This window comes from Clostridium sp. Ade.TY, from assembly GCF_000498355.1.
Taxonomy (GTDB): domain Bacteria; phylum Bacillota; class Clostridia; order Clostridiales; family Clostridiaceae; genus Clostridium.
Genome location: NZ_AVSV01000025.1, coordinates 62,054 through 85,211 on the forward strand (window position 1 = coordinate 62,054; position 23,158 = coordinate 85,211).

The window sequence follows — 23,158 nt, forward strand, 5'->3', positions numbered from 1 at the left end:
ATATATCATTATTTTATTGTAATTTAAATCCTATTCCCCATATTGTTTTTATATATTCATTATCTTTATCTATTTTATTTATTTTAGATCTTATATTGCTTATATGTACGTTTATAGTATTATCATCACCTAAAAATTCTTCATTCCATACAGATTCAAAAAGGTTTGCCTTTGTAAAAACTCTTTTAGGGTTTTCTATTAGTAACTTTAATATTGATAATTCTTTTGCTGTTAACGGAACTACTTCACCTTTAACTTTAACTTCTAACTTTTCTTTATCTAATTGAATTTCCTTATATACTAAAATACTTTCTTCTTCAGATTTTTCTTGTGGAAATTTTTTATATCTTCTAAGTTGTGCCTCAAGTCTTGCAAGTAATTCTTCTATATTAAATGGTTTTGATATAAAATCATCTGCCCCTATTTTTAATGCATTAACTTTATCTGTTTGTGATGTTTTTGCAGATATAACTATTATAGGCATAAATTTTTCTTCTCTTATTTTTTTAATTATTTCTTCCCCACTCATTCCAGGCAACATTAAATCAATAAGAACAGCATCATATTCATAAAGTTCTACACACATTCTACCTTCACTACCTGAAAAAGCTTGAGTAACATTATAACCCTCTTTAGTTAAAATGCTGTATATTAATCCATTTATATCTTGATCATCTTCAATTACTAAAATTCTTTCTTCCCCTAATTTCTTCATTTTATCCCTCTTCCTTCGTAGTATTGTTAATGTTAATTGCTAAAAAAGACTTTTCTTATATTATAAATTATAACAATTATAATTATAACTACCAAATAATTAAATATTAAACTTAAATTATACCTATGCCATAATACAGTATCCATAATTTTTATATATTTTCCAATAGGATACCATTCATATACTTTTAATGTCAAAGTTTCAATATTATTTATATCATCAACAAAATTACCTTTAACCAAAAAATCCACATATTTAGGTTTTCCTAAATTAAATGTAGATAACTCTTTATAAGGAGTATTTCCAATTACATTTACTTCTGAATATTTTATGTCATTTAAATTATTTACACTAGCATATGCTTTTATATATGAAGAACCTTTTATAACTAATGGTTCTTCCTTATTTAAATTATATTGAACTATTAAATTAACTCCATTTCCATCAAAGCATGTATAATCTGCTGCTTTTTTATAAGGCAAAGATGGTATTATAAATAAAATTATTAATAAAGATATATTTATTATAATTTTTTTCATCTTAATACTCCTTTATTATTACTTAGTAGTCATTTGTATAATTATATAAAGGAATTTTCAAAATTATTAATATTATATAATTTATAATATAACTATAGTTTTTATTTTCTTCATTACTTATAACTTCTCCCTAATTTTATTTTAAACTAAATATTAAATTTCTCATATTTATGTTCATTACAATAAACTTTCATTTATGTAAGAATTAATATTTTAAATATTATATTGAATATTTCTTAGATATTTATGTAAATAATACCAATAAAGCTAAATAGTTTAAGGAGATTATTTTATGAAGAAAAAATCTATTATTATATTTTTCTTATTATTTTTTATATTAATTGGAACTTATTTTATTTTTAACTCAACTAATAAATCTAATGAGTTAGTTAAAAATTCTAATACCGAAAATACAATCTATGTTAACGCTATAGAACTTAATTCCAATTTAAAAACATATAATTATTCTAAGTACAACGATAAAGTTGTTGAGATTACTGGAGAAATTACTAATATCTATGCTGAAAATAAAGAATTGTTACTTAAAGGAGCTTATAAAAATATAAAAGTTAATCTTCAAGAAGATCAAGATTTAACTTATTTAAATATTGGTTCCACAATTGCTGTAAAAGGAATAGCATTAATACCAGAATCAAATACTGAAGATATAATATTAAAATCATCAATAATAGAAGTTAAATAATATAGGAGTTTTTATGGATAATAAATTTATTGTTAGTAATAGTTCTATGATAGAACCTTTATCAAAACTTATTGCCAGTGAATTTTTAGATTCGCCATTAATTAAATATTTTATAGATAGTGATGATACTCAATATGAAATATTACAGATATTTTTTAATAGACTTTTAGAACTTTATAAAGATATTGGAGTTACTTACGTAACATCAATTGATTTAGAAGGTACATTTTCTTTAGTTAATTTTAAAAACAAAGAAAATTCAAATTTAAATATTATTTTTGATTCCTTACCTAGTCTTTTTGAAATTTCATCTAAAGTTAGTATTATTGATATTTCAAATAAGTTACTTGATAGTAAAGATATATTAGTTAAAGTAAAAGAATTTTTAAGTTCTTTGGATAAATATTTATTTTTATCTAGCATAGCTTATGATAAATCTAAACCTTATAAAGATGAATTTTTAAAAGCTATGCTAGAATTTGTAGTAAAAGAATCCCTTGATAAAAATATTAAAATATTAGTTGAAACAGAAACAATGCAAATGATTAGTCTATATAAAAGCTTTGGCTTTAAATTAAATAAAAACTTTAAAATAAACAATAATACAACTATTTATTTTCTTGAATTTAATTAAAATCAAAAAAATAAAATGTATTTAAATTTAATCTTTTTTAATAACTAATATTTTATTAATTGATGAAACTTTTAGAAAAACATATGCTAAAATTGCACCAACTAAACAGCTTGATGAAAATGGTATTATATATATAAATAATGATGCTTCCTTTCCAAGTAAAAGAGATGCTACTGGATATGCAAGCATAGCCCCTATGATACCAGTACCTATAAATTCCCCAATAACTGCTGCAAACATATTTTTAAATCTTATGTAAAATAACCCTGCAAATACTGCACCAACCATACTTCCTGGAAAAGCTAATAAACTTCCAGTTCCTAATATATTTCTAATAAGTGATGCAGAAAATGCATTTAAAAGCGCAAACCAAGGTCCTAAAGTTATACCTGAAATAACATTTACAAAATGTTGAATTGGAGAAATTTTTGCTCCAAATATGGGTATTGAAAATGTTCCAAAAAGTACAGATATCCCAATAAGTAATCCACTTAATACTAATTTGTAAGTTAAATTTTTCTCTTTATTCATTATAAAAATCCCCCTAAATATAAATGGAGTATAACCATTAAATAGGCTATACTCCATTTATTAAATATATTTATAAATAAGCAATCCCTACGCTGGTACTAACCATATCAGGTAATAAGGGTTTAGAAATTTTAAATTTCAATCTCAGCTATGCACAATAGCTCCCCTAGCTTTCTATTTATTTTTTTCTTAAATCTTGTAATTCTCTTTTTAATAATTCTATTTCACAAACAAGATTATTTATATTAGACTTTAATTTTTTTATTTCTTCTTCATAATTTACATTTTTATTAGTTGTAGTATTAAATCCTGTTGTCTTTATTGTACTTGGAGTTCCATCATTTGCATTATCTGGTGTTGGATTTTGTTCACAAAAAGGATTTCCTACATTTTTATATTTTCTATTATAATATCTTCCAGGTCCATTTTGAAAATATTGTTGCTGTGCACTATATGTTAAAATAACTTGACCTATTAATTCAAACCAGTTTCCTATAGAGTTTTGAACATTAAATGGCATGTTTCCTGACATTACTTGCCCAATTATATCACCAATAAGTACAAACATTTGGGGATGTAAGTCTTGAAAGCCTCCTGGAATATCCCTGCACTGCTCATGTGGCTCTGAACTTGCACTATTATTAGAACTTTCATTACTATTGCAATTTGAATTATTTTTATTATTAAAACTATTTTCAAATAATGATGAAAATTGCTTCATAAACCCATCAAAATCATTCATTTCATCGTAATTCAAATTAAACTCCTTAAATAGTGCTTTCAATTATTATACTATTCTAAATGAATAATCTTATTACTATATATTTAGTCTTCACCAAAAACTTTCTTTTTAAGTTCAAGTCCTGTTTTTGTTATAGCTACTCCTCCCATTGCAGTTTCTCTTAATGATGGTGGTAATTGTCTTCCTACTTTGTACATAGCTGAAACTGTATCATCAAAAGGAATTTTTGATTCTACTCCAGCCATAACTAAATCTGCTGTACAAAGAGCACTAACGGCTCCTGCTGCATTTCTTTTTGCACAAGGAATTTCAACAAGCCCTGCAACTGGATCACATACAAGACCTAATATATTTTTAAGCACTATAGCTGCTGCATCTAAGCTTTGCTTTGTAGTTCCACCCATCATATATACTGTAGCCGCTGATGCCATTGCAGCTGCTGAACCACATTCAGCTTGACATCCGCCTTCAGCCCCAGATACTGTTGCATTCATAGCTATAATAGTTCCTATAGCTGCTGAAGCAAATAGTCCCATAATTAGTTCATCTTCTGTTTTATTTAACTTTCCACCAGCTGCTAATATAACCGCTGGAAGTATTCCGCATGAACCTGCTGTTGGACATGCAACTATTCTTCCCATTGATGCATTAACTTCTGATGATGATAATGCCATTGCCATTGCTAGCACCGTTGTTGTTCCTGTTAAAGTTTCATTTGATTTTAAATATTCATGTATTTTATATCCGTCTCCTCCAATAAGTCCACTTACTGAATAGACTTCTTTTTCCATTCCTTCTGTAGCAGAGTCAATCATAACTTTTATAGTTTTTCTCATTCTTTCTATAACAGCCTCTCTTGAATCTCCTGATTTTTCCATTTCAATTTCTATAGCATATTCTGCTAATGAAATATTTCTCTCTTCACATATTTGTAAAAGTTCTTCTCCACTTCTTGCTTGCATTATTCTTCACCTTCCTTAACAGGATTTACCATAATAACTCTACTTATATGTTCTATTTCCTTTATTTTCTTTATTGTTTCTTCATCTATTCCATGATCTAATTCAAAAACCATATTAGCTCCATGTCCCTTTTGTTTTCTAAATACACTCATAAAGGCAATATTTATTCCTTCTCCATAAAGAAGTGTTGTTACTTTAGATACAACTCCTGGAACATCTTTTTGTGCTATTATTAATGTTGGATAATCGCCAGTAAATTCAACTTTATTTCCATTTACTTCACTTATCTTTATACTTCCACCACCAATTGATGAACCAACAACTTCTCTTCTTTCTCCTGATTTAGTTACCATATCAAATTTAACTGTATTTGGATGAACATCTCCTAAATCAACTTCTGCAAATAAAAATTCTAATCCTTTTTCTCTTGCAATATTTAAAGAATCTCTAAGCCTTTTATCACTTGGTTCCATTCCAAGTATTCCTGCAACTAAAGCTCTATCAGTTCCATGACCTTTATATGTTTTTGCAAATGATCCATGAAGGTAAAATACAACCTTTACAACATCATCTCCAGCTACTGCTCTTGCAACCTTACCAAGTCTTGCAGCACCAGCTGTATGAGAACTTGATGGACCTATCATTATTGGTCCTAAAATATCAAAAACACCTACATTGTTCATCTTTACCACCTTATCCTCTGAATAAATTTTATGAATTAAAATATTTTCTATTATTTAATCTAATACTATTATTTAATTATAGTTTAATCTATTACTATTACTTTTATCAATACTATAAATTAAGTCATTTAATTTTATTTCAAAAGCTGTTAATTTAATGTTCATACAATGATGTTATATTTAACTTACTGTTAATGCAATTTAAATTTAAGGGGTGAATTCTTATGAATTTATTTGTAATTATAGAGTTAGCTTTTATAATTATATATTCATTCGCAATTTTAAAGAATTATTTTAAAAGAAATACACTAAAAAAAGAAGGTCCTTTTGTAGTACTAAAAAACTATAATTTATCCTCAACTATTTACATAATTATACTTGCTATAATAGTTTGTATTTATATGATATGTGTTGATCAAAGTTCAATACTTGAAAAGGTATTATCATCTATAATAATATTGCTTTTAATATTAAATATACTTATAAATTCTAAAGTATTACTTACACATGGTTCACTTTATTATATGTATTATAATGTTCCTTATAATTCTATAAATTTAGTTACATATAAAGAAAAATCAAAAGATAGTTATTTAATAAAATTACAATTTGAAAAAACAGCTTTTAATTTTTCTCTAAAAAAAGAATCATTTGATGATTTTTATGAAGTATTAAAATATAAAAAAGTAAAAGTAGAAAAAGCTTAACAGAATATAAAGGAGGTCTTATACTTAAATATAAGACCTCCTTTGTGTTACATTTGAAGTTATTTCTTTAAGCTTATTCCAGCTTTTTTGTTACTTTCTGGATTAAATAAACTATTAAAGAAATTGTCAAATCCATCATCATTTAGTTCTACAGTAGAATTATCATTTACAAAAAACTTACTCATTGTTGATGTTATTAAATCAAATTTTTGTATATTATTTTCTTCTAATAACACATTATAAAGATAAGCTAAATGGTTTTGAAGATATTCTTGCATTTCTTTTATTTCTTCATCAGTTAACTTTCCTTCTTCATAAAGTTTTTTTACTGGTCCATTTCTAAATATAAAATATGCTGATGATTTTGATATTGTTTTTATGTATTCTTTAGCTTCTTTATTTTCCATCAATTACACCTCTTTTACTTTTTCTATAATAATTTAACTACATTTATATCAAATTAACAAGTTTTTGTCTTTTTTTTAAAATTATTCTTTTATTGATATTTAACATTTTGTTCATACCCTAATCTTTTTTTCTTTATACAATTTAATGTACACAGATTTTAAGGAGGATTTTTATGAAATTTTTTTCAATTATCTTAGACATAGTTATAGTTCTTACTTTAATATTCTTAATAGGTAAGGCTATATATATTGAACACATTTGTAGCAAAACATCTAAAAAAACACAATTTTTTATTTTTTCTGGAGTTGCCTTAATTAATATAGGATTAATAATTATTCCAGTAGCTTATATTTTTGCAAATAATATAAATATATTTTCCCTAAATTATATTTTTGTACTTATAATTTTAATTTTATTTGTATTCCAAGCAATTCAAGCTTCAAGACTTGTTATTTTTAATCATGGATTAATTTGTATGGGACAATATTCTGATTTTAAGAAAATAAAAAAAGTTAGCATTGCTAAAAGAAAGTTTGGAAATATTGTTTTAATAGAATTACAAAACGATTCATTAAACTTTAGAATTGGAACTAAAAAAATAGAACCTTTAGCTAAACTTCTTAGAGAAAGCCGTGTTCATGTAAAAATATATGAATAATACTTAATCTTTAAAGAAATTCTTTTAGATTTTTGGTATTATATGACTATGGTCATCTAGGGAGGAGAGATTTTAGTGAATAACTTACTAATCGAAATTTTATTAATTTTAGCTATTATATTTTTTATGGTAAGAAGCATTTTACTTGAAAGGAATCATAAGAAAAAGGGTCCATATATAACTATTGGAGTATTTTCAAATATGGCAATATTTAATGTTATAGTAGTAATATTTTTAGGTATTTCATCATTTGTTGCTTTTAAAGATACTGCTGAAAACGCTAGTATTTGGTTATATATTTTAATACCTATACTCTTTATAATTTATCAAATTTACCTTTCTTTAAAATTTGTATTTTGCCAAGATGGTGTTTGCTATTTAGGTCAATTTTTTGACTACAAAATAATAAAACAAGTTCAAATAATTAAAGTTAAAGATAAATTTAAATTTATTATCTATACAAATAGATCTAACTTTAACTTTAAGGTTAATAAAAGCAATAAAGATCTTGCAGAAGCATCATTTAAAAAATTTAGAGTAAAAATTTCAAAATAAAAAGAGGCTTTTTAGCCTCTTTTTTAATATTTATAAAAACAACTACCTCCAATAAATTCACGTAATATTGAATTTTCAGGAACTTTATCTATTGGAACTTCTTTAAAGAAATTTAATAATGATATAAGTCTTTTTGCTTCATTATATACACTACTTTCCTTTTTTATTTTTTTAAGTTCATTTAAAGCATATGGCTTTAAAACTGCAAGTTCATAAACAAGTGTTGAGTTAAACATATCATTTGCTTCTTCTTGATATATAAATATATTTTTCTTTTCTCCACTTTTTATTGAAGGCCACATCATTAATGTTTCTTCTCCACCATATCCTCTTGATAGAAAATCTCTAACTATTCTTCTTATTTTTCTTACATCAGTTGTTGGTATTCTATTATGATTATCTAAATTTAATTGAGTTAATGCAGAAATATATATTTTGTGTTTATATTCATCAGCAATAGATTGAGTTAATACTGGATTTAAAGCGTGTATACCTTCTAAAACAAGTATTCCATTTTGAGGCAACTTAACTTTATGTCCACACCACTCTCTCTTTCCTCTTTTAAAGTTATATGTTGGTATCTCTACCTCTTCACCATTTAATAATCTTTCCAAATGTTCATTTAAAGTTTTAAGGTCTACTGAATATATTGATTCAAAATCATAATCCCCATTTTCATCTCTTGGACTATCTTCTCTATTAACAAAATAATCATCTATACTAAGAGGTACTGGCATAAAGCCATTTACTCTAAGTTGTATACTAAGTCTATTTGCGAAAGTAGTTTTACCTGAAGATGAAGGACCTGCAATAAGTGCCATTTTCACTCCATTTTTTTCTGATATTCTATCTGCTATTTCTGCTATCTTCTTTTCATGAAGTGCCTCTGACACTAATATTAAATCTTTAAGTCCATTATCTATTATTTTTTCATTTAAGCTTCCAACTTCACCAACATCTAATATTGATAACCACTTTTCTGTTTCATAAAATACACTAGAAAGTCTTTTTTGTTCCTTGTATGGCGGAAGACTATTTAAATCATCTTCCGTAGGTCTTCTAAGTATAAATCCAGGTTCATAAAACATTAAGTCCCAAGCCTTTATTACACCTGTTGAATATGCCATTTCTCCATAAAAATAATCATATCTTCCTTGTAATTCATATAAGTTTACATTTTCAAAATCAACACTTTCTAAAAGTTTAACCTTATCTTCCATTTTATAACCTTTAAAAATATCTATAGCTTCTTTTCTTGATACTTTTATTTTATTTATAGGAACATCTTTTTCTATTATATCTTTCATTTTTTCTTTTATTTTTATAATATCGTCATAACACAAAACTTTTTCTTTATGAATTTCTCCAAATATACCTTTGCTTATTGAATGTTCTATTGTTATTTTTGAATCTTTAAATAAATCTAATGCTGCCTTTATAAATATAAATTGTAATGTCCTTGTATATACATTCATTCCCTCTACAGTATTAAAATAAATCTTCTCTAATGTGCCACTAGAAGGTATCTCTTTCATAAGTTCATAATACTCATTATTAAATTTACATAGTGCTATATCTTTTAATTCTTCCTTGTAATATTCATCTATAAAATCTTTAAATCTTAATCCCTTATCTATGGATACAGAGCTTTTATCTTCTAGTATTATATTTAATTTTGTCATTTATATCCCTCCTGTAGCTTATATATTTTTAATATTATTATATTACTTTTTATTCCCTGGTGAAACTTATTATATTTATATTTTGTATAAAATAATAAAATTTACAGATATTATTTATGAGGTGTTTGTTTTATGTTAAATGTTTTTTTCAGAACTACTATTTTATATATTATAGTCGTAATCACTATGAGGCTTATGGGTAAACGTCAAATTGGCGAACTTCAACCTTATGAGTTTGTAATAACAATAATGATTTCAGACTTAGCTTCTATCCCAATGCAAGATGCCAGACTTCCTCTTATATTGGGTATAGTTCCAATAATAACCTTATTACTTCTAAAAGGTTTATTATCTCAAATTCAACTTAAATTTCAATTTGCAAGAAGATTAATTGAAGGTGAACCTTCTATTCTTATTTATAAAAGTAAAATTATGTACTCAGCTCTTAAAAGTCAACAAATTAATATTGATGAACTTATGGAAGAAATTCGCCTTCTTGGATATTTTGATTTAGAAGAAATACAATATGCAATATTAGAAACAAACGGACATATATCAATATTGCCCAATACTATCAGTGAATCTAATACTGAAAATAGTAATTCTAATAATAAATCAAAACAAATTAATCCTAAGCTTCCCAAAATATTAATCTCAGATGGTAAAATTAATAAAAATCCATTAACAAGGGTTAATAAAGATGATGAATGGATTAAAAAAGAACTTAAGAAGCATAATTTACATGATATAAAGAAAATTTTAATTGCACTTTATGATACAGAAGGAAAATTTAAATATCAACTATTTGATGAATATACAAAAACAGGAGGCAATTAAATGAAGAATATAATATTTTCTTTAGTTTTATTTTTAATAGTTACTACTTTTATTCTTTTTTCTAATTCAGAAATTCAAACTCTTTGCGCTGATATAATCGATAAGAGTAATAAATTAGAAGAAACTCTTGATAAGAAAGATTTTGAAACAGCTTATACATACAGTCTTGATTTATTAGATTTATTAAAATCAAGCGCTTTTATATATACTATATATCTAAATCATTTAGATATAGATTCTATAGTAGATGAATCTGTAAAACTTACAGTTCTTATAAAATCTGAAGATCTTAGTAGCTCTCTTGCAAGCCTCCATTTAATTAAGTATAATGCAGAAAGATTGATGAATCTTCAAAAAGTTACTATAGAGAATATATTATAAAAATCCTTCTACCATTTGGTAGAAGGATTTTTATTATTTCTTAGTAAATGATAAACACTCTGTAGTATTTCCATAAGTTGATGCACTTGATGAAATATCAACATAGCTTGATACACATCTTTGATTTTCATTATGTATACAATTAGATGCACTACATCCAATTGCCATACTAGGATTTGGTGATTGAGAGAATAAACTATTCATTTCATTTCCTTTTTCATCAAAACTCTCACATGCTGTATGTGCTGCTATACTTGCATTAACTCCACCAACTTTTATTGATTGATTACAACAAAAATTTTCTTTGTTATGAGCACATTCATTAACTCCGCATCTTAATGTAGCCATTATAAAACCACTCCTTTATTCTATTTACTATGTTATTATTTGCAAATTTTCTTATTTTAATCCCTAATTCAGTAAATTACTTAATATACTTTTAGATTATTTTATGTAACTTTGTTACATTATTTTAGTGACTTAATCATATAATTTTTTTTAATCATAGCATATTATTTTTTAAGGAAGCTATTTAATTAGAAAAATTTTATTTTACGGAGGTTTATGTTATGGGAAAAACCATTATAAGAAAAAAAGCTTTTGTCCATACTAATTATTGTGTTGCATGTGGTATGTGTGCAAAAACTTGTCCATTAAATGCTATATCAATTTATAAAGGAATTTATGCAAAAGTTGATTTTAATAAGTGTGTAGGTTGTGGTAAATGCTCTAATGTATGTCCTGCTTCTATAATAGAAATAAAAGAGGAGATAGATAATAATGAATAAGAATAAAAAATGGTATGATTATTTATGGATTGCAACAATTATTTATTTAACACTTGGACTGTTTAATATATTATTTGCTTGGCTTGGATTAATATGTTTTTTAGTACCTATTATAATGAGTTTAACTTCAAAAAATAAATTATATTGTAATAAGTATTGTGGTAGAGGACAGCTTTTAGAACTTTTAGGTACAAAATTAAAATTATCTAGAAATAAAACAATTCCTAAATTTTTAAAATCTAAATCTTTTAGATATGGATTTTTAATATTCTTTTTCATTATGTTTTTTAACATGCTATTTAACACTTATTTAGTTTTTAGCGGAGTTAATAATTTAAAAGAAATTATTATACTATTATGGACATTTAAATTGCCTTGGAATTTTAATGATTTAAGCAATATAACACCTTGGATTGCTCAATTTTCTTTTGGATTCTTTAGTATTATGTTAACTTCTACAATACTTGGAATTATTACTATGATATTATTTAAGCCTCGTTCTTGGTGCGTATATTGTCCTATGGGAACTATGACTCAAGGTATTTGTATTATAAAAAATAAAATATCTAAATAATTAAAATATAAAAATAAGGATGTAATTACTTACATCCTTATTTTTATTATTTCTCTATATAATTTTTAACTCTTTTTATTACCATGTTTATGCTACCATCACCATTTCTTACTATCTCAAACTTATCTTGATCATTATAAACTTCTTCATCTATATAAAGGTCTATTTCTTTATCAATTTTAAGTCTTACCCTTTTTAATTTTTTTTCAATCCAAGTCTTATCTACTTCTACTTCTTCAATACCTTGAGCCTTAACAAAACTTGAAAAATCATTTTTTATTGTACTTTCATTCTTAAATAATTGCTCTGAAAGTTCATCAACATTTATAACTTCATCTTCTTTTAATTTATTTTTTACTGTTGACCTTACTCTTTCAGCTTGATCTGCATCTTCTTGAAATTTTTCTCTTGTCCAAGTTTCAGTAGCCTTTAAAAATGTTTTTGTAATATCTCTTTCATTTGCTATTATAGAACAACCTAAGAAATTATTTATAAAGTAATTAGCACCATATTCATCTTCGTTTTTACTTTTCTTTTGTTTATCAAGCACCATAAGGTTATATTTTTCATCCTGTCTTATAGGTTTTATAAATGCAGCCTTTTGAATTTTTTGAGAGCTTCCTGGAAGACCTGCTGATTGTGGTACTATTCCAATTCCTATTTTGTTATCTATAAAATCAACTTTATGTGTAAAATTCTTTATATAATCCATTTTTAAAATTGCAATCATTGGGCCTTTATCTGTTACTATAGATGCTATAATCAAGTCACAAGATGGTATATTTGTGTTACCATTCATTATTGCAAACATTTGTCTTGCAAGTTCTTTTGAAAGTCCTATTAAGTCATTATCTATACCATTTAAAAAATCTTGTGTTACTTCTTTTACTATACTTCTTCCATCATTAAATTTAGCATACTTTAATTCTTCATCTTTAAAGCATTTTTCTATATGTTTAAATACAAATTTATATATATCTTCATTTAAATTTAATGGATATTCATTTAGTATAGGTTCTCCCCCATTACTATCTAAAATATGTATAACAGCCTCATTTATATTAATATCATTTATATATTCCATAAACTTTAAATCCTCCAATTCAAATTTTAAACAACATTTTATATTGTAACATAAAATTTTAAAAATTCATTATTAAGCCCAGTCATTATTTAATATGAAAAAACATTAATATTTTATATTTTTATAGCAATTTTTGTAAGTTTTGTTATAATATAAATATATTTTGTGAAATGAGGGGTATTTTTATGGGATATTTTTCTAAAGAGCCTAATCCATTAAAAATAAGGCTAAAAAAAATTTTATTAAGTATAATTGGAATATTTATATTATTATTTATAATATTTCATACAAGTCCAGAACTTTCTATAAAATCTCATTTATTTTTAACCGGTCATCCTGTTGAAGCACTTAAATATAACTTTGAAATTAATGAGTTCCAAAATAATTTAGATTCAGAAACTTTATCAAAAGAAAATTCAAAAATCTATAAAATAACAAATTTTGAGTCTAATGATACCAATGAATTTTTTAATTTTAAGGTGAAAAAAACAGGCTTATTATATTTTGCATCAGCTTATGGTGAAGCATAATTTATAAATAATTGTATATAAGGCTTTTTAAGGAGGACAATTTAAATAATTATGAAAAAAAAGAATATATTAATATATTTATTAGTTGTTTTTTCCTTTATAGGAATATTATTTTTCAAATACAACTCTAATAAATATAATTCAGTGTTTTTTGCAAATACTAATCAAAATTATTACTTTACCCTTTCAACATCAAATGGGAGTTCTAATAACATAAGTAAAACAAATTATTTAATTCTCAAAACATATGATAAAAATAAAAATTTTAAAAATGAAACTTTTACTTTAAAAGATTTTAGTAAAAATAATGATGAATCTATTTATATTACAAATGTAAAAAATAATAACGACTTTATCTTCATACATGATTTAATTTCTGAAGAAATTACATCTATTAATATAAATAATAAAGAAATTAAATTACTATTAAGTGGAGTGGAAAATTCTAATAGACTTTTTACTATAAAAGATTTTGAAGTAACTGATAATAAACTCATTTATTCCGGTGTTGATGAAGGAGGTTCTTTTATAAATATACTTGACTTAAATACAAATAAAATAACTAATATTTTTAAGTCTGATATTCATACTGAAATCCCCGTTACTATTTGTTCTAACAAAGCTGCATTTCTTTTTGAAAACAGTATTTACTTATATTCTACAGATAGTAATAAATTATTAAGTAAAACAGCACCTTTATATAAAGATGATATTTTACTTTATAAAAATACTATATATACTGCTAAAAAATATAATGATTATTTAAATAATTTTGTATCTTTATCAATAGATTTTAATAACAACTTAGAAACAGAAAAAGATATATTGAAATATATTAATGGAATACATGGAATTTATAGATCTTTAGATAATATCGTTATAGGTGATTACTTTTTTAATACTAAAATCCAAAAATTATATACAAGAATATCAAATAATACGTCTCAATCTTTTGGTAATATATTAATTGGTGACTATATTGTTTCTAAAAATAAAACTTACGAAAAATTAGAATACAATAAAAATTATAAAGAATATAATTTAAATTTCGATATTAATAATACACCTACCAATTTAACAATTGATAAAAATAGAAATGTAAAAGTGGCTTATGACGGTTCTGTTGTAGTATTAAATGAAAATACTAATAATATAATTAATAGCTTTATTGGTTTTATGCCAGAAAGTCCATCTGCATTACTTCAAGACTTCTATTATAAAGATAATTATTTATATGGAATAGTTAAACAAAAAAATTCACCACCACAACTTATATCTTTAAATATTGAAAATGGGAAATTAAGAGTTATAAAACAAATTATTAATAATATTGATAGTATAGAAGATATAACTAAATTTAGTATATTTAATGACAAATTCGGTTATTTAATTAAAAATGATAATAATTATATATTAAATATATATGATAGTTCTAATAATTATCATAGTTATAAATTAAAAACTTCTGATTATATAAATAATATGTTATTTAATAATAATTTTATAGTTTATCAATCCAATAATAAAATAAACATTCTTAATATGTCTACACTTGAAAATAAAAAGTTAGAATATAAAGAACCTATTTACTTATTAGATATAAATGAGAAAGCTTTCATATTATCTGTTAATAATGAATATGTAATTATGGATTTTAATTTTAATAAAATAAAATCTTTTTCAAACCATGAAAAAGCAATTAATTATTTAAACAAAAAATAAGGACTTTTATAGTCCTTATTTTTTGTTTTCAATTATATTTTCTGAAGCTTTTAAAATTTTATATATTATCTCGCATATATATTTAAACATTATTACCGTAAGAACTAAAATGGCAAACTCTTGAAAAAACTTTATTATTTCTATACTAATTGTAAAAAACAAATTACTTTTATACACTAAAGAAAAATCAATTAAATTTTTAATTAATTCAAAAATTAAATTTAAACATCCCCAAATAACAAAAGTATTGAAGGCTCTCCTTATTATAGTTTCTACACTTATTTTCCCTAATGTAAGTGTATTTTTAATCCTAATCATCAAATAATATCCCCTTAATTTAAATATTTTCTATATTAAATATTAATAAAAATTACTTTTTCAGACCTTTAAAAATTTCTTTTTTGGTATCCTTTCTTACTTTAAAAGTATATTTAATATTGCAATTTTATTTAAATATATATTTGTCATATTTTCTCTTATTAAATAAGTATTTTTCAAATATAAAGTATGCTTTTTATTACTTAATATTTTTTCTACATCCTAATTTCACCCTCACCTTTTTACATATTTTTCAACATACTATATATTACCATAATATCCATATTTGTAAATAAAAAATGGATATAGAATAAATTTTTCTATATCCATTAAATATTAAATACTCTCTGCTATATTTGCTGAGTGATCTCCTATTCTTTCTAAGTTACTTATAACATCTAAGAATATTACACTTGCATAAGCAGTTGTTTTTCCATTATTCAATCTTCTAATATGACTAATTCTAAGTTCTTTTTCCATTGCATCAATTGCATCTTCTAACTTATCTATATGACAAACCTTTTTAGTATCTTTTTCACCATAAGTTGTTATTGCCATTTCCATTGATTCTAATGTAGTATTAAACATAACTTTTAAATCATGCTTATCCTCTTCATCATAAACAACTTTTTCGTATATTTTTTCTCTTGCTAAATCTGCTATATTTTTAGCATGATCGCCTATTCTCTCAATATCATTTATTACATTAAATGCTGATGTTATTTCATTTGATAAATCACCTGATAATTCTTGTTGAGAAATTTTAACTAAATAATCAGCAATTTCTCTTTCTAATGTATTTATTAAAACTTCATTTTTAACAACTTGATCTATGTATGATTCATTTCCTTCTGAAAAAGCTTTCATAGCAAGTTCAAAATTTTCTTTAGCTTTATTTGCCATTCTAATAGTTTCTTTCTCTACTTGAACTGTAGCTATAACAGGATTTTCTATTAATTTTTCATCTAAATATATTGCACCATTTTTTTCTATTTCACCATCACCTGGCAATATTTTATTTGCAATAAACACTAGACCTCTTGCAAATGGTAATAAAACAAGAGTTACTATAACATTAAATATTGTATGTGCATTTGCTATTTGTCTTGTTATATCATTACTACTTATTGCTTGAACTGCATCTATTAATATTCCTACAAATGGTAAGAACATTAAAGTTCCTATAACATTAAATAAAAGATGTATAATAGCGGCTTTTTTAGCAGTTCTATTTGCTCCAACTGATGAAAGTAATGCTGTTACACATGTACCTATATTACAACCTAAAATTATTGGAATAGCAACATAAAGATCTATTGCTCCAGTTGTTGCAAGAGCTATAAGTATACCAGTTGTCGCTGATGAACTTTGAACTATAGCTGTCATTACAAGACCTGTTAAAAGACCTAATATTCTATTATTTCCAACTAAAAATACAAATTCTTTAAACATATTTGATTCTGCAATTGGCTTCATCGCATCTGACATTAATCCCATTCCTAAGAATAGTAAACCAAATCCTAAAAGTATACTTGCAATATCTCTATTTTTCTTACTCTTTGCTATAAATGTTATAAATACACCTATACCAATTACAAGTGGTGCAATACTTTCTAAATCAAGTGAAACCATTTGAGCTGTTATTGTTGTTCCAATATTAGCTCCCATTATTACTCCAGTTGCTTGAAGTAAATTCATTATTCCTGCATTTACAAAACTTACTACCATAACAGTTGTAGCACTAGAACTTTGAATTATAGCAGTAACTAAAGCACCTATTAATACTCCTATAAATCTATTGCTAGTAACTCTTTCAACTATTCCTTTCAGTCTATCCCCTGCAGCGTTTTCAAGTCCATCTCCCATTAACTTCATTCCAAAAAGGAATAAACCTAATCCACCTATAAGTCCTGAAAATATTCCTAGTATTTCCAAATTAAATTCCTCCAAATCTTCTTTTTTATAAAAATTTGTTTTATATAAATCATTCTATATACTATTTAAAATAAAGTTAATACTAATTATGGTTTATTTATTGTTTATTTACAAACTACCGGGTTTTATAACTTAGTTTTAACATAACTTAAATAAATTATTATATCTAGTTTTATTTTTTATGCATCTGATATAATATTATAAACAAATAAATTTAGGAGGATTTTTTATGGCAAAAGAATTAGAAACTAGAATTATTAATATAGATGTGGATTATATGAGAAAAAAACTTAAAAGTTTAAATGCTGAACTTATAAAATCTGAAGATCAAATTAATGATATTTATGATTTTGAAGATGGAAGACTACTTAAAGATAAAGGATATGCAAGAATAAGAACTATAAATGATAAATTACATAATAAAGAAATTATATTTATGACAACAAAGAAAATGTTGTCCCAAGGAAAATTTAAAGAAATGGAAGAAAATGAAGTTATTGTTGATAACAAAACTATGGCTGAAGGAATATTTAAATCATTGGGCCTTAAGCTTTGTCAATCTATAAAGAAATATAGAGAAAGTTACAAGCTTTTAGATGGTTTAGTTGAAATAGATATAAATGATAAAAATTTTTGTCCATTCCCTTATATAGAAATAGAAACATCATCTGAAGAATCTTTAGATAATATGCTTAATTTACTTGGATATTCAATGAAAGATACTACTTCAAAAACTATATATGAATTAATTGATGAATATAATAAAAGCAAATAAAAAAATGGCTGGGCAAAGTCTCTTACTAAGTCCAGCCATAATTTCTTTCACTCAATATATTATATTCATATCATTATAAATTTGCTAAATCTTTTGAAGGACCAAACATTTCATAATGTATTGAATCATCTTTAACTCCCATTCCTTTTAATGTATCATATATATGCTTCATAAAGCCTAATGGTCCGCAGAAATAAAAATCACCATCTTTAGGTAAATTTTCTTCCATCCATTCTTTTGTTATAAATCCAACTTCATCATAATCTTCACCTAATACATCTGAATCTAATGGATCTTGATAAAATACTCCTGTTTTCATATTTTTATTATTTTTCTTTAACTCTTTAATTTCATTTTTAAAAGTATGTGCTGTTGAATTTAAAACTGCTTGTACAAATGTAACATCTCTATTGTCTTCTAATGACTTATATAACATTGCCATCATTGGAGTAACTCCAATACCACCACTTAATAAAACTACCTTTTTATCTCCATTTTTTAATATAAAATCACCAAGTGGCTCTGTTATAAATATTGTATCAGAAATATTTACTTTATCATGCATATATCTTGAAACTAATCCTTTGTCCTCTCTTTTTATACTTATTCTATAAAAATCTGAACCTGGCTTCATTGATAAACTATATTGTCTTATAGCTCCTTTGTTTTCTCCTTCTTTAATAGGATTTATTGATATAAATTGTCCTGGCATATTTTTCTTTAATTCACCTTTATCTACTGGTCTCATATAAAAAGATGTAACAACATCATTTTCTTTTACTTTATTAAATATTTCAACTTCTCTCATATTAATCATAATAAATTTTCCTCCTCAAACTCATTATCTCTCTTTCATTAATCATATTATACAATACATTTTATTATTAATAAATAATAATTATTAATTAACAATAAAATTTTAATATTATTCTTATTTTATTGAAATATTTTAAAAATCTATTTATATAAGTATAAAAAAGTAGTTATCTTTATATAAAAATAACATCATAATTATTAAAAAGTTTTATTAAAACAAACTTCCTAATTATGATGCCAAAATCTTATTTAGCCCTTTTTAATAAATATTTTTCAATATTTTTATCAATAGTTGCTATTAATATCATAAATAATAATGCTATTGTTAATGTATTTTCTATAGTGTATTTTTTATCTAATATAAGAACAATTATAAGTCCTGCCCATAACAAAAATTTCATTAGCTTTAATTTTTTAAATTTGTCCATAATACCCCCTCTAAATAACACTTAAATTATCTCCTCTTTTATTTATTTTTTTCACTATAATTGAATATGACATAATAGCAATTAAAATCATATTAAGTGAAAAACCATATATATTCATATTCATAATATCTTTTGTTGGTGAATTTATAGCAGTTATAAGCCATCCTAATGCCATTACTATAGTTATTATTATGTTTATTAATAAATATCTTGAAAATATTAAAGGTATTATTGCTATAATAGCAAATATTATTACAATCTTAAAAAAATATAAAAATTCACTAACAGGAATAGAAAGACCATCTATTGAAAAAGTAAAAGTTGTTAGCCAAAGCATAGTAGAAAAATAACTATAAACTAAAAATAATATATTTGAAATAAGTACTAATGTAATCCTTCCTATCTTTTTATAATTAATCCCCATTTTTCCCCCTCCTATAAAAATATAATAACAAATTTCAATATATTTTAATACATTTTTTTATATTTTTTCTATATAATTACATGAAATAAATAATAGAGGAATACAATATTCCTCTATTATTTATTCTACCTTATAAGTTCCCAATCAATTTCATCCTTTTCTAGATCTTTCTTTCTATTTGTATGTTCTTTTACTACTTCTCTCTTTTTTTCATTTTCTTTATTTTCATCTCTACTCATAAAAGACCTCCTAATTAATATTTTAATCAAAGTTAGTTTATCCATTTAATATTAAAATATAAAAATAAAGCTCTAGGACTATTTCCTAAGAGCTTTATTAATTTATTATAAAGTTTAAATCTTAAAGGCCTTCTGATTCTAAGCTTTTTCTTGATGCAACCATTACGAATGGAATATATATTAATATTGATACTGCTAAACAAATTAATGCTGTTACAGCTCCCATTACTGATGCTGTTGACATCATAGCTCCAAATACTGGAGGCATTACCCAGCTTGTTACTATACTTACTTTAGGAACAAAACCAATTACTGTTAAGAAGTAAGCTATACTAGCTGATGCAAGTGGTGCTAATATAAATGGTATAAAGTACACTGGGTTAAGTACTAATGGCATACCAAATATTACCGGCTCATTTATATTAAAGCATCCAGGTGCTATACCAAGTTTTGCAATCATCATTTCTTGTTTTGATTTTCTGCCAACTAAGAATATTGCAATTAAAAGTGCAAGTGTTGTACCTGATCCACCCATATTTACATATGAATCTAAGAATTGGCTATTAATTATATTTTGAGGTGCTAATCCTGCATTTAAAGCGTCAGTATTAGCAAGTGTCATTGGTAATAATATAGCATTTACTACTGGTGCAATAATGTTTGAACCATGTATACCAAAAAACCATAATAATTGTTGAATTAATATTAATACAAGTATTCCACCAAAGCTACCAACTAAACCTTCTAAAGGCTTTTGAATTGTTGAGAATAATGATGCAAATACATCTTCTATTCCAACCATCTTAAGTATTATTACTATTGCTGCTGTTAAAGCTAAAACAATAATTGATGGGAATAAACCAGCAAATGATCTTGCTACTGCAGGTGGTACTCCATTTGGCATTTTAATAACTAACTTTGGATTTCCAATAAGTTTTACATAAACTTCTGTTGCTAAAATAGCTACTATAATTGCAATAAATAATCCTGATGAACCTAAGAATTGAAGTGAAAATCCAGTTCCTTCAACTAACTTAAGTGGAGCTTGTGGATATAATATAAAGAATGCTCCAAGTGATACAACTGCTGCACCAACTCCATCCTTATCATAGCTCTTAGCTAAATGATATGCTATTGTACAGGTAACAAGTATTGACATTACCGCAAAGGAACCATTCCAAATAGCTCCTCCAAAGGATGTCCAATTTGGACCAAAAATACTAACCATTAAATTTTGATATGGTTTAAATGGTATGTTGTTAATTAATACTGCAAATGATCCTGCAATTATTAATGGCATTATTGTTACGAAACCATCACGTATAGCAACTAAGTGTCTTTGTGCTCCTATTTTAGCTGCTACAGGAACAAAGTATTTTTCCATAAATTCAAAAAACTTTTTCATAAAAAATTCCCCTCCTATTTTAATTTACATAAAAGCTTCCATGTTAATTTAAAACTCTATAATATTAAATTAGTTCTGTTTGTTCATAGAAACAATTTAGTAAAATTTTTGTTTTACGTTTACACTATTATATTTAGCAATTTGTATGCCAAAATATTTTTCCTTCACAAACTAAAATTTTAACCTATTTATACAGTTTTAAAGAAGATTTTATTACACACTTACGCTATGAACTGTGTAAATATATTACACACTCTTTACACTCTTAAACTTTTTCTGTGTAATCTAATAAAATAAAAAATAGAGGGATATAATTCCCTCCATTTGTAAAAATTAAATTATTTTCCCTTCAAAATCAGCAATTCCTTTAATTTTTTTCATAAGATTATCAAAATTTTCAGGCTTTATTGATTGTTGTCCATCACTCAATGCATTTTTAGGATCGTTATGTACTTCTATCATAAGTCCATCAGCTCCTGCCATTATAGCTGCTTTTGCAAGAGGTTCTACTAAATACCAATATCCAGCTGCATGACTTGGGTCTACAATAACTGGTAGGTGACTTAATCTTTTTATTACTGGTATTGCACTTAAATCCAATGTATTTCTTGTTGCTATTTCAAATGTTCTAATTCCTCTTTCGCAAAGAATTACATTTTCATTTCCACCTGCCATTATATATTCTGCTGACATAAGCCACTCTTCTATTGTTGCTGATAATCCTCTCTTTAAAAGTACTGGTTTTCTTATTTTACCAACTTGCTTTAAAAGATCAAAGTTCTGCATATTTCTAGCTCCAATTTGTATTACATCTACATTTTCAACAAACTCATCTAAGTAATCAGTTGACATAAGTTCAGTAACTATTGGTAATCCTGTTGCTTCCTTTGCTTTCTTTAAAAGTTCAAGTCCTTCAAGTTCTAACCCTTGGAAACTATATGGTGATGTTCTTGGTTTAAAAGCTCCGCCTCTTAAAAAATTTGCACCAGATTTTTTAACACTTTTTGCAATTTCAATAATTTGTTCTTCACTTTCTACTGAACATGGGCCAGCCATAATGCCAAGATTACCGCCACCTATTTTATTTCCTAAAACATCAACTATAGTATCATCTGGTTTAAATATTCTATTTGCCTTTTTAAAAGGTTCCTCAATTTTTATTACTTTATCTACACCATCAAATCTTAATAACTTTTTTTCATCTAATATTCCAGTCTCTCCCATAGCCCCAACTATAGTATAATTATCTCCTATTGATAGATATGTACTAAGACCTAAATTTTCTACGCATTCCCTTACTTTTTTTATATCATCATTTGTTGCATTTTTGTTCATTGCAATAATCATATGTACTTTCCTCCAAAACTTATTATAAGCTATAAC

Annotated in this window: 29 protein-coding genes and 1 riboswitch; of the genes, 12 read left to right on the forward strand and 17 right to left on the reverse strand. The window is 24.9% G+C overall.

Features of this window, described 5'->3' with window-relative positions; translation table 11 throughout:
* Nucleotides 1–13: 13 nt before the first annotated feature.
* Complete coding sequence (locus tag O212_RS0109210; protein ID WP_024614822.1) at nt 14–715, reverse strand: response regulator transcription factor; 702 nt, start codon at nt 713–715, stop codon at nt 14–16.
* A 32-nt stretch (nt 716–747) separates the two neighbouring features.
* Nucleotides 748–1,254 (reverse strand): hypothetical protein, encoded by a 507-nt coding sequence (locus O212_RS0109215; protein ID WP_024614823.1) that lies wholly within the window; start codon nt 1,252–1,254, stop codon nt 748–750.
* A 292-nt stretch (nt 1,255–1,546) separates the two neighbouring features.
* Here O212_RS0109215 and O212_RS0109220 point away from each other — a divergent pair, with 292 nt between their 5' ends.
* Nucleotides 1,547–1,957, forward strand: coding sequence for a hypothetical protein (locus O212_RS0109220; RefSeq protein WP_024614824.1), 411 nt, complete (start codon nt 1,547–1,549; stop codon nt 1,955–1,957).
* A gap of 13 nt (nt 1,958–1,970) precedes the next feature.
* On the forward strand, nt 1,971–2,591 hold the full coding sequence (locus O212_RS0109225; protein ID WP_024614825.1) for a hypothetical protein: 621 nt from the start codon (nt 1,971–1,973) through the stop codon (nt 2,589–2,591).
* A 27-nt stretch (nt 2,592–2,618) separates the two neighbouring features.
* Here the strand turns inward: O212_RS0109225 and thiW are convergent, their stop codons facing one another.
* The 4 genes from thiW to sdaAB all read right to left on the reverse strand — a co-directional run bounded on the left by thiW (nt 2,619) and on the right by sdaAB (nt 5,509).
* Nucleotides 2,619–3,122, reverse strand: coding sequence for an energy coupling factor transporter S component ThiW (thiW, locus tag O212_RS0109230; RefSeq protein ID WP_024614826.1), 504 nt, complete (start codon nt 3,120–3,122; stop codon nt 2,619–2,621).
* A 66-nt stretch (nt 3,123–3,188) separates the two neighbouring features.
* Nucleotides 3,189–3,300: riboswitch (TPP riboswitch) on the reverse strand.
* Nucleotides 3,301–3,879 (reverse strand): hypothetical protein, encoded by a 579-nt coding sequence (locus O212_RS0109235; protein WP_024614827.1) that lies wholly within the window; start codon nt 3,877–3,879, stop codon nt 3,301–3,303.
* Nucleotides 3,880–3,947: 68 nt separating this feature from the next.
* Nucleotides 3,948–4,826, reverse strand: coding sequence for an L-serine ammonia-lyase, iron-sulfur-dependent, subunit alpha (gene sdaAA / locus O212_RS0109240; RefSeq protein WP_024614828.1), 879 nt, complete (start codon nt 4,824–4,826; stop codon nt 3,948–3,950).
* Complete coding sequence (gene sdaAB / locus O212_RS0109245) at nt 4,826–5,509, reverse strand: L-serine ammonia-lyase, iron-sulfur-dependent subunit beta (protein WP_024614829.1); 684 nt, start codon at nt 5,507–5,509, stop codon at nt 4,826–4,828. The genes sdaAA and sdaAB overlap by 1 nt, the downstream gene beginning before the upstream one ends.
* Before the next feature lie 224 nt (nt 5,510–5,733).
* Here sdaAB and O212_RS0109250 point away from each other — a divergent pair, with 224 nt between their 5' ends.
* Nucleotides 5,734–6,216 carry a hypothetical protein gene (locus O212_RS0109250; RefSeq protein ID WP_024614830.1) on the forward strand — a complete coding sequence of 161 codons (483 nt, stop codon included), beginning with the start codon at nt 5,734–5,736 and terminating at the stop codon, nt 6,214–6,216.
* A 59-nt stretch (nt 6,217–6,275) separates the two neighbouring features.
* Here O212_RS0109250 and O212_RS0109255 read toward each other — a convergent pair whose 3' ends face one another.
* The gene (locus O212_RS0109255; RefSeq protein ID WP_024614831.1) at nt 6,276–6,623 is read right to left on the reverse strand and encodes a hypothetical protein; all 348 of its coding nucleotides are present in this window, start codon (nt 6,621–6,623) and stop codon (nt 6,276–6,278) included.
* A gap of 173 nt (nt 6,624–6,796) precedes the next feature.
* Between O212_RS0109255 and O212_RS0109260 the strand changes: the two genes are divergently transcribed.
* Both O212_RS0109260 and O212_RS0109265 read left to right on the forward strand, forming a co-directional pair.
* Nucleotides 6,797–7,282, forward strand: coding sequence for a DUF986 family protein (locus O212_RS0109260; RefSeq protein WP_024614832.1), 486 nt, complete (start codon nt 6,797–6,799; stop codon nt 7,280–7,282).
* Nucleotides 7,283–7,357: 75 nt separating this feature from the next.
* Complete coding sequence (locus O212_RS0109265) at nt 7,358–7,837, forward strand: DUF986 family protein (protein WP_024614833.1); 480 nt, start codon at nt 7,358–7,360, stop codon at nt 7,835–7,837.
* A gap of 23 nt (nt 7,838–7,860) precedes the next feature.
* Here O212_RS0109265 and O212_RS0109270 read toward each other — a convergent pair whose 3' ends face one another.
* Nucleotides 7,861–9,519, reverse strand: coding sequence for a nucleoside kinase (locus O212_RS0109270; protein WP_024614834.1), 1,659 nt, complete (start codon nt 9,517–9,519; stop codon nt 7,861–7,863).
* A 132-nt stretch (nt 9,520–9,651) separates the two neighbouring features.
* Between O212_RS0109270 and O212_RS0109275 the strand changes: the two genes are divergently transcribed.
* Together O212_RS0109275 and O212_RS0109280 are read left to right on the forward strand one after the other, a co-directional pair.
* Nucleotides 9,652–10,356, forward strand: coding sequence for a DUF421 domain-containing protein (locus O212_RS0109275; RefSeq protein ID WP_024614835.1), 705 nt, complete (start codon nt 9,652–9,654; stop codon nt 10,354–10,356).
* Complete coding sequence (locus O212_RS0109280) at nt 10,357–10,737, forward strand: DUF4363 family protein (protein ID WP_024614836.1); 381 nt, start codon at nt 10,357–10,359, stop codon at nt 10,735–10,737.
* 33 nt (nt 10,738–10,770) lie between these two features.
* On the opposite strand, the gene O212_RS0109285 is transcribed toward O212_RS0109280, so the two are convergent.
* Complete coding sequence (locus O212_RS0109285; RefSeq protein WP_024614837.1) at nt 10,771–11,085, reverse strand: DUF1540 domain-containing protein; 315 nt, start codon at nt 11,083–11,085, stop codon at nt 10,771–10,773.
* Between the two features lie 221 nt (nt 11,086–11,306).
* On the opposite strand from O212_RS0109285, the gene O212_RS0109290 reads away from it, so the two are divergent.
* Both O212_RS0109290 and O212_RS0109295 read left to right on the forward strand, forming a co-directional pair.
* Entirely contained in the window at nt 11,307–11,525 is a 219-nt protein-coding gene (locus tag O212_RS0109290) for a 4Fe-4S dicluster domain-containing protein (protein WP_024614838.1), read from the forward strand.
* Nucleotides 11,518–12,099: a 4Fe-4S binding protein gene (locus tag O212_RS0109295; protein ID WP_024614839.1), complete on the forward strand. Its 582-nt coding sequence runs from the start codon at nt 11,518–11,520 to the stop codon at nt 12,097–12,099. Before O212_RS0109290 ends, O212_RS0109295 begins: the two co-directional genes overlap by 8 nt.
* 46 nt (nt 12,100–12,145) lie before the next feature.
* Here O212_RS0109295 and O212_RS0109300 read toward each other — a convergent pair whose 3' ends face one another.
* On the reverse strand, nt 12,146–13,183 hold the full coding sequence (locus O212_RS0109300) for a nucleoid-associated protein (protein ID WP_024614840.1): 1,038 nt from the start codon (nt 13,181–13,183) through the stop codon (nt 12,146–12,148).
* A gap of 185 nt (nt 13,184–13,368) precedes the next feature.
* On the opposite strand from O212_RS0109300, the gene O212_RS0109305 reads away from it, so the two are divergent.
* Nucleotides 13,369–13,713: a hypothetical protein gene (locus tag O212_RS0109305; protein ID WP_024614841.1), complete on the forward strand. Its 345-nt coding sequence runs from the start codon at nt 13,369–13,371 to the stop codon at nt 13,711–13,713.
* A gap of 51 nt (nt 13,714–13,764) precedes the next feature.
* Nucleotides 13,765–15,435, forward strand: a complete 1,671-nt coding sequence (locus O212_RS0109310) for a hypothetical protein (RefSeq protein WP_024614842.1) — start codon at nt 13,765–13,767, stop codon at nt 15,433–15,435.
* Between the two features lie 15 nt (nt 15,436–15,450).
* Here O212_RS0109310 and O212_RS0109315 read toward each other — a convergent pair whose 3' ends face one another.
* Together O212_RS0109315 and O212_RS0109320 are read right to left on the reverse strand one after the other, a co-directional pair.
* Nucleotides 15,451–15,753 (reverse strand): hypothetical protein, encoded by a 303-nt coding sequence (locus O212_RS0109315; protein WP_024614843.1) that lies wholly within the window; start codon nt 15,751–15,753, stop codon nt 15,451–15,453.
* A gap of 336 nt (nt 15,754–16,089) precedes the next feature.
* Nucleotides 16,090–17,688 (reverse strand): Na/Pi cotransporter family protein, encoded by a 1,599-nt coding sequence (locus O212_RS0109320; RefSeq protein ID WP_024614844.1) that lies wholly within the window; start codon nt 17,686–17,688, stop codon nt 16,090–16,092.
* A 229-nt stretch (nt 17,689–17,917) separates the two neighbouring features.
* Between O212_RS0109320 and O212_RS0109325 the strand changes: the two genes are divergently transcribed.
* On the forward strand, nt 17,918–18,463 hold the full coding sequence (locus O212_RS0109325) for a CYTH domain-containing protein (RefSeq protein ID WP_024614845.1): 546 nt from the start codon (nt 17,918–17,920) through the stop codon (nt 18,461–18,463).
* A 73-nt stretch (nt 18,464–18,536) separates the two neighbouring features.
* Here O212_RS0109325 and O212_RS0109330 read toward each other — a convergent pair whose 3' ends face one another.
* The 5 genes from O212_RS0109330 to aroF all read right to left on the reverse strand — a co-directional run bounded on the left by O212_RS0109330 (nt 18,537) and on the right by aroF (nt 23,122).
* A complete protein-coding gene (locus O212_RS0109330; protein WP_024614846.1) occupies nt 18,537–19,280 on the reverse strand; it encodes a hypothetical protein in 744 nt (247 codons plus the stop codon).
* Between the two features lie 244 nt (nt 19,281–19,524).
* Nucleotides 19,525–19,707, reverse strand: coding sequence for a hypothetical protein (locus tag O212_RS0109335; protein ID WP_152524860.1), 183 nt, complete (start codon nt 19,705–19,707; stop codon nt 19,525–19,527).
* Between the two features lie 10 nt (nt 19,708–19,717).
* Nucleotides 19,718–20,131 (reverse strand): hypothetical protein, encoded by a 414-nt coding sequence (locus O212_RS0109340; RefSeq protein WP_024614848.1) that lies wholly within the window; start codon nt 20,129–20,131, stop codon nt 19,718–19,720.
* 360 nt (nt 20,132–20,491) lie between these two features.
* On the reverse strand, nt 20,492–21,775 hold the full coding sequence (locus tag O212_RS0109350; protein ID WP_024614849.1) for a PTS sugar transporter subunit IIC: 1,284 nt from the start codon (nt 21,773–21,775) through the stop codon (nt 20,492–20,494).
* A 333-nt stretch (nt 21,776–22,108) separates the two neighbouring features.
* Nucleotides 22,109–23,122 (reverse strand): 3-deoxy-7-phosphoheptulonate synthase, encoded by a 1,014-nt coding sequence (gene aroF / locus O212_RS0109355; protein WP_024614850.1) that lies wholly within the window; start codon nt 23,120–23,122, stop codon nt 22,109–22,111.
* Between the last annotated feature and the right edge of the window lie 36 nt (nt 23,123–23,158).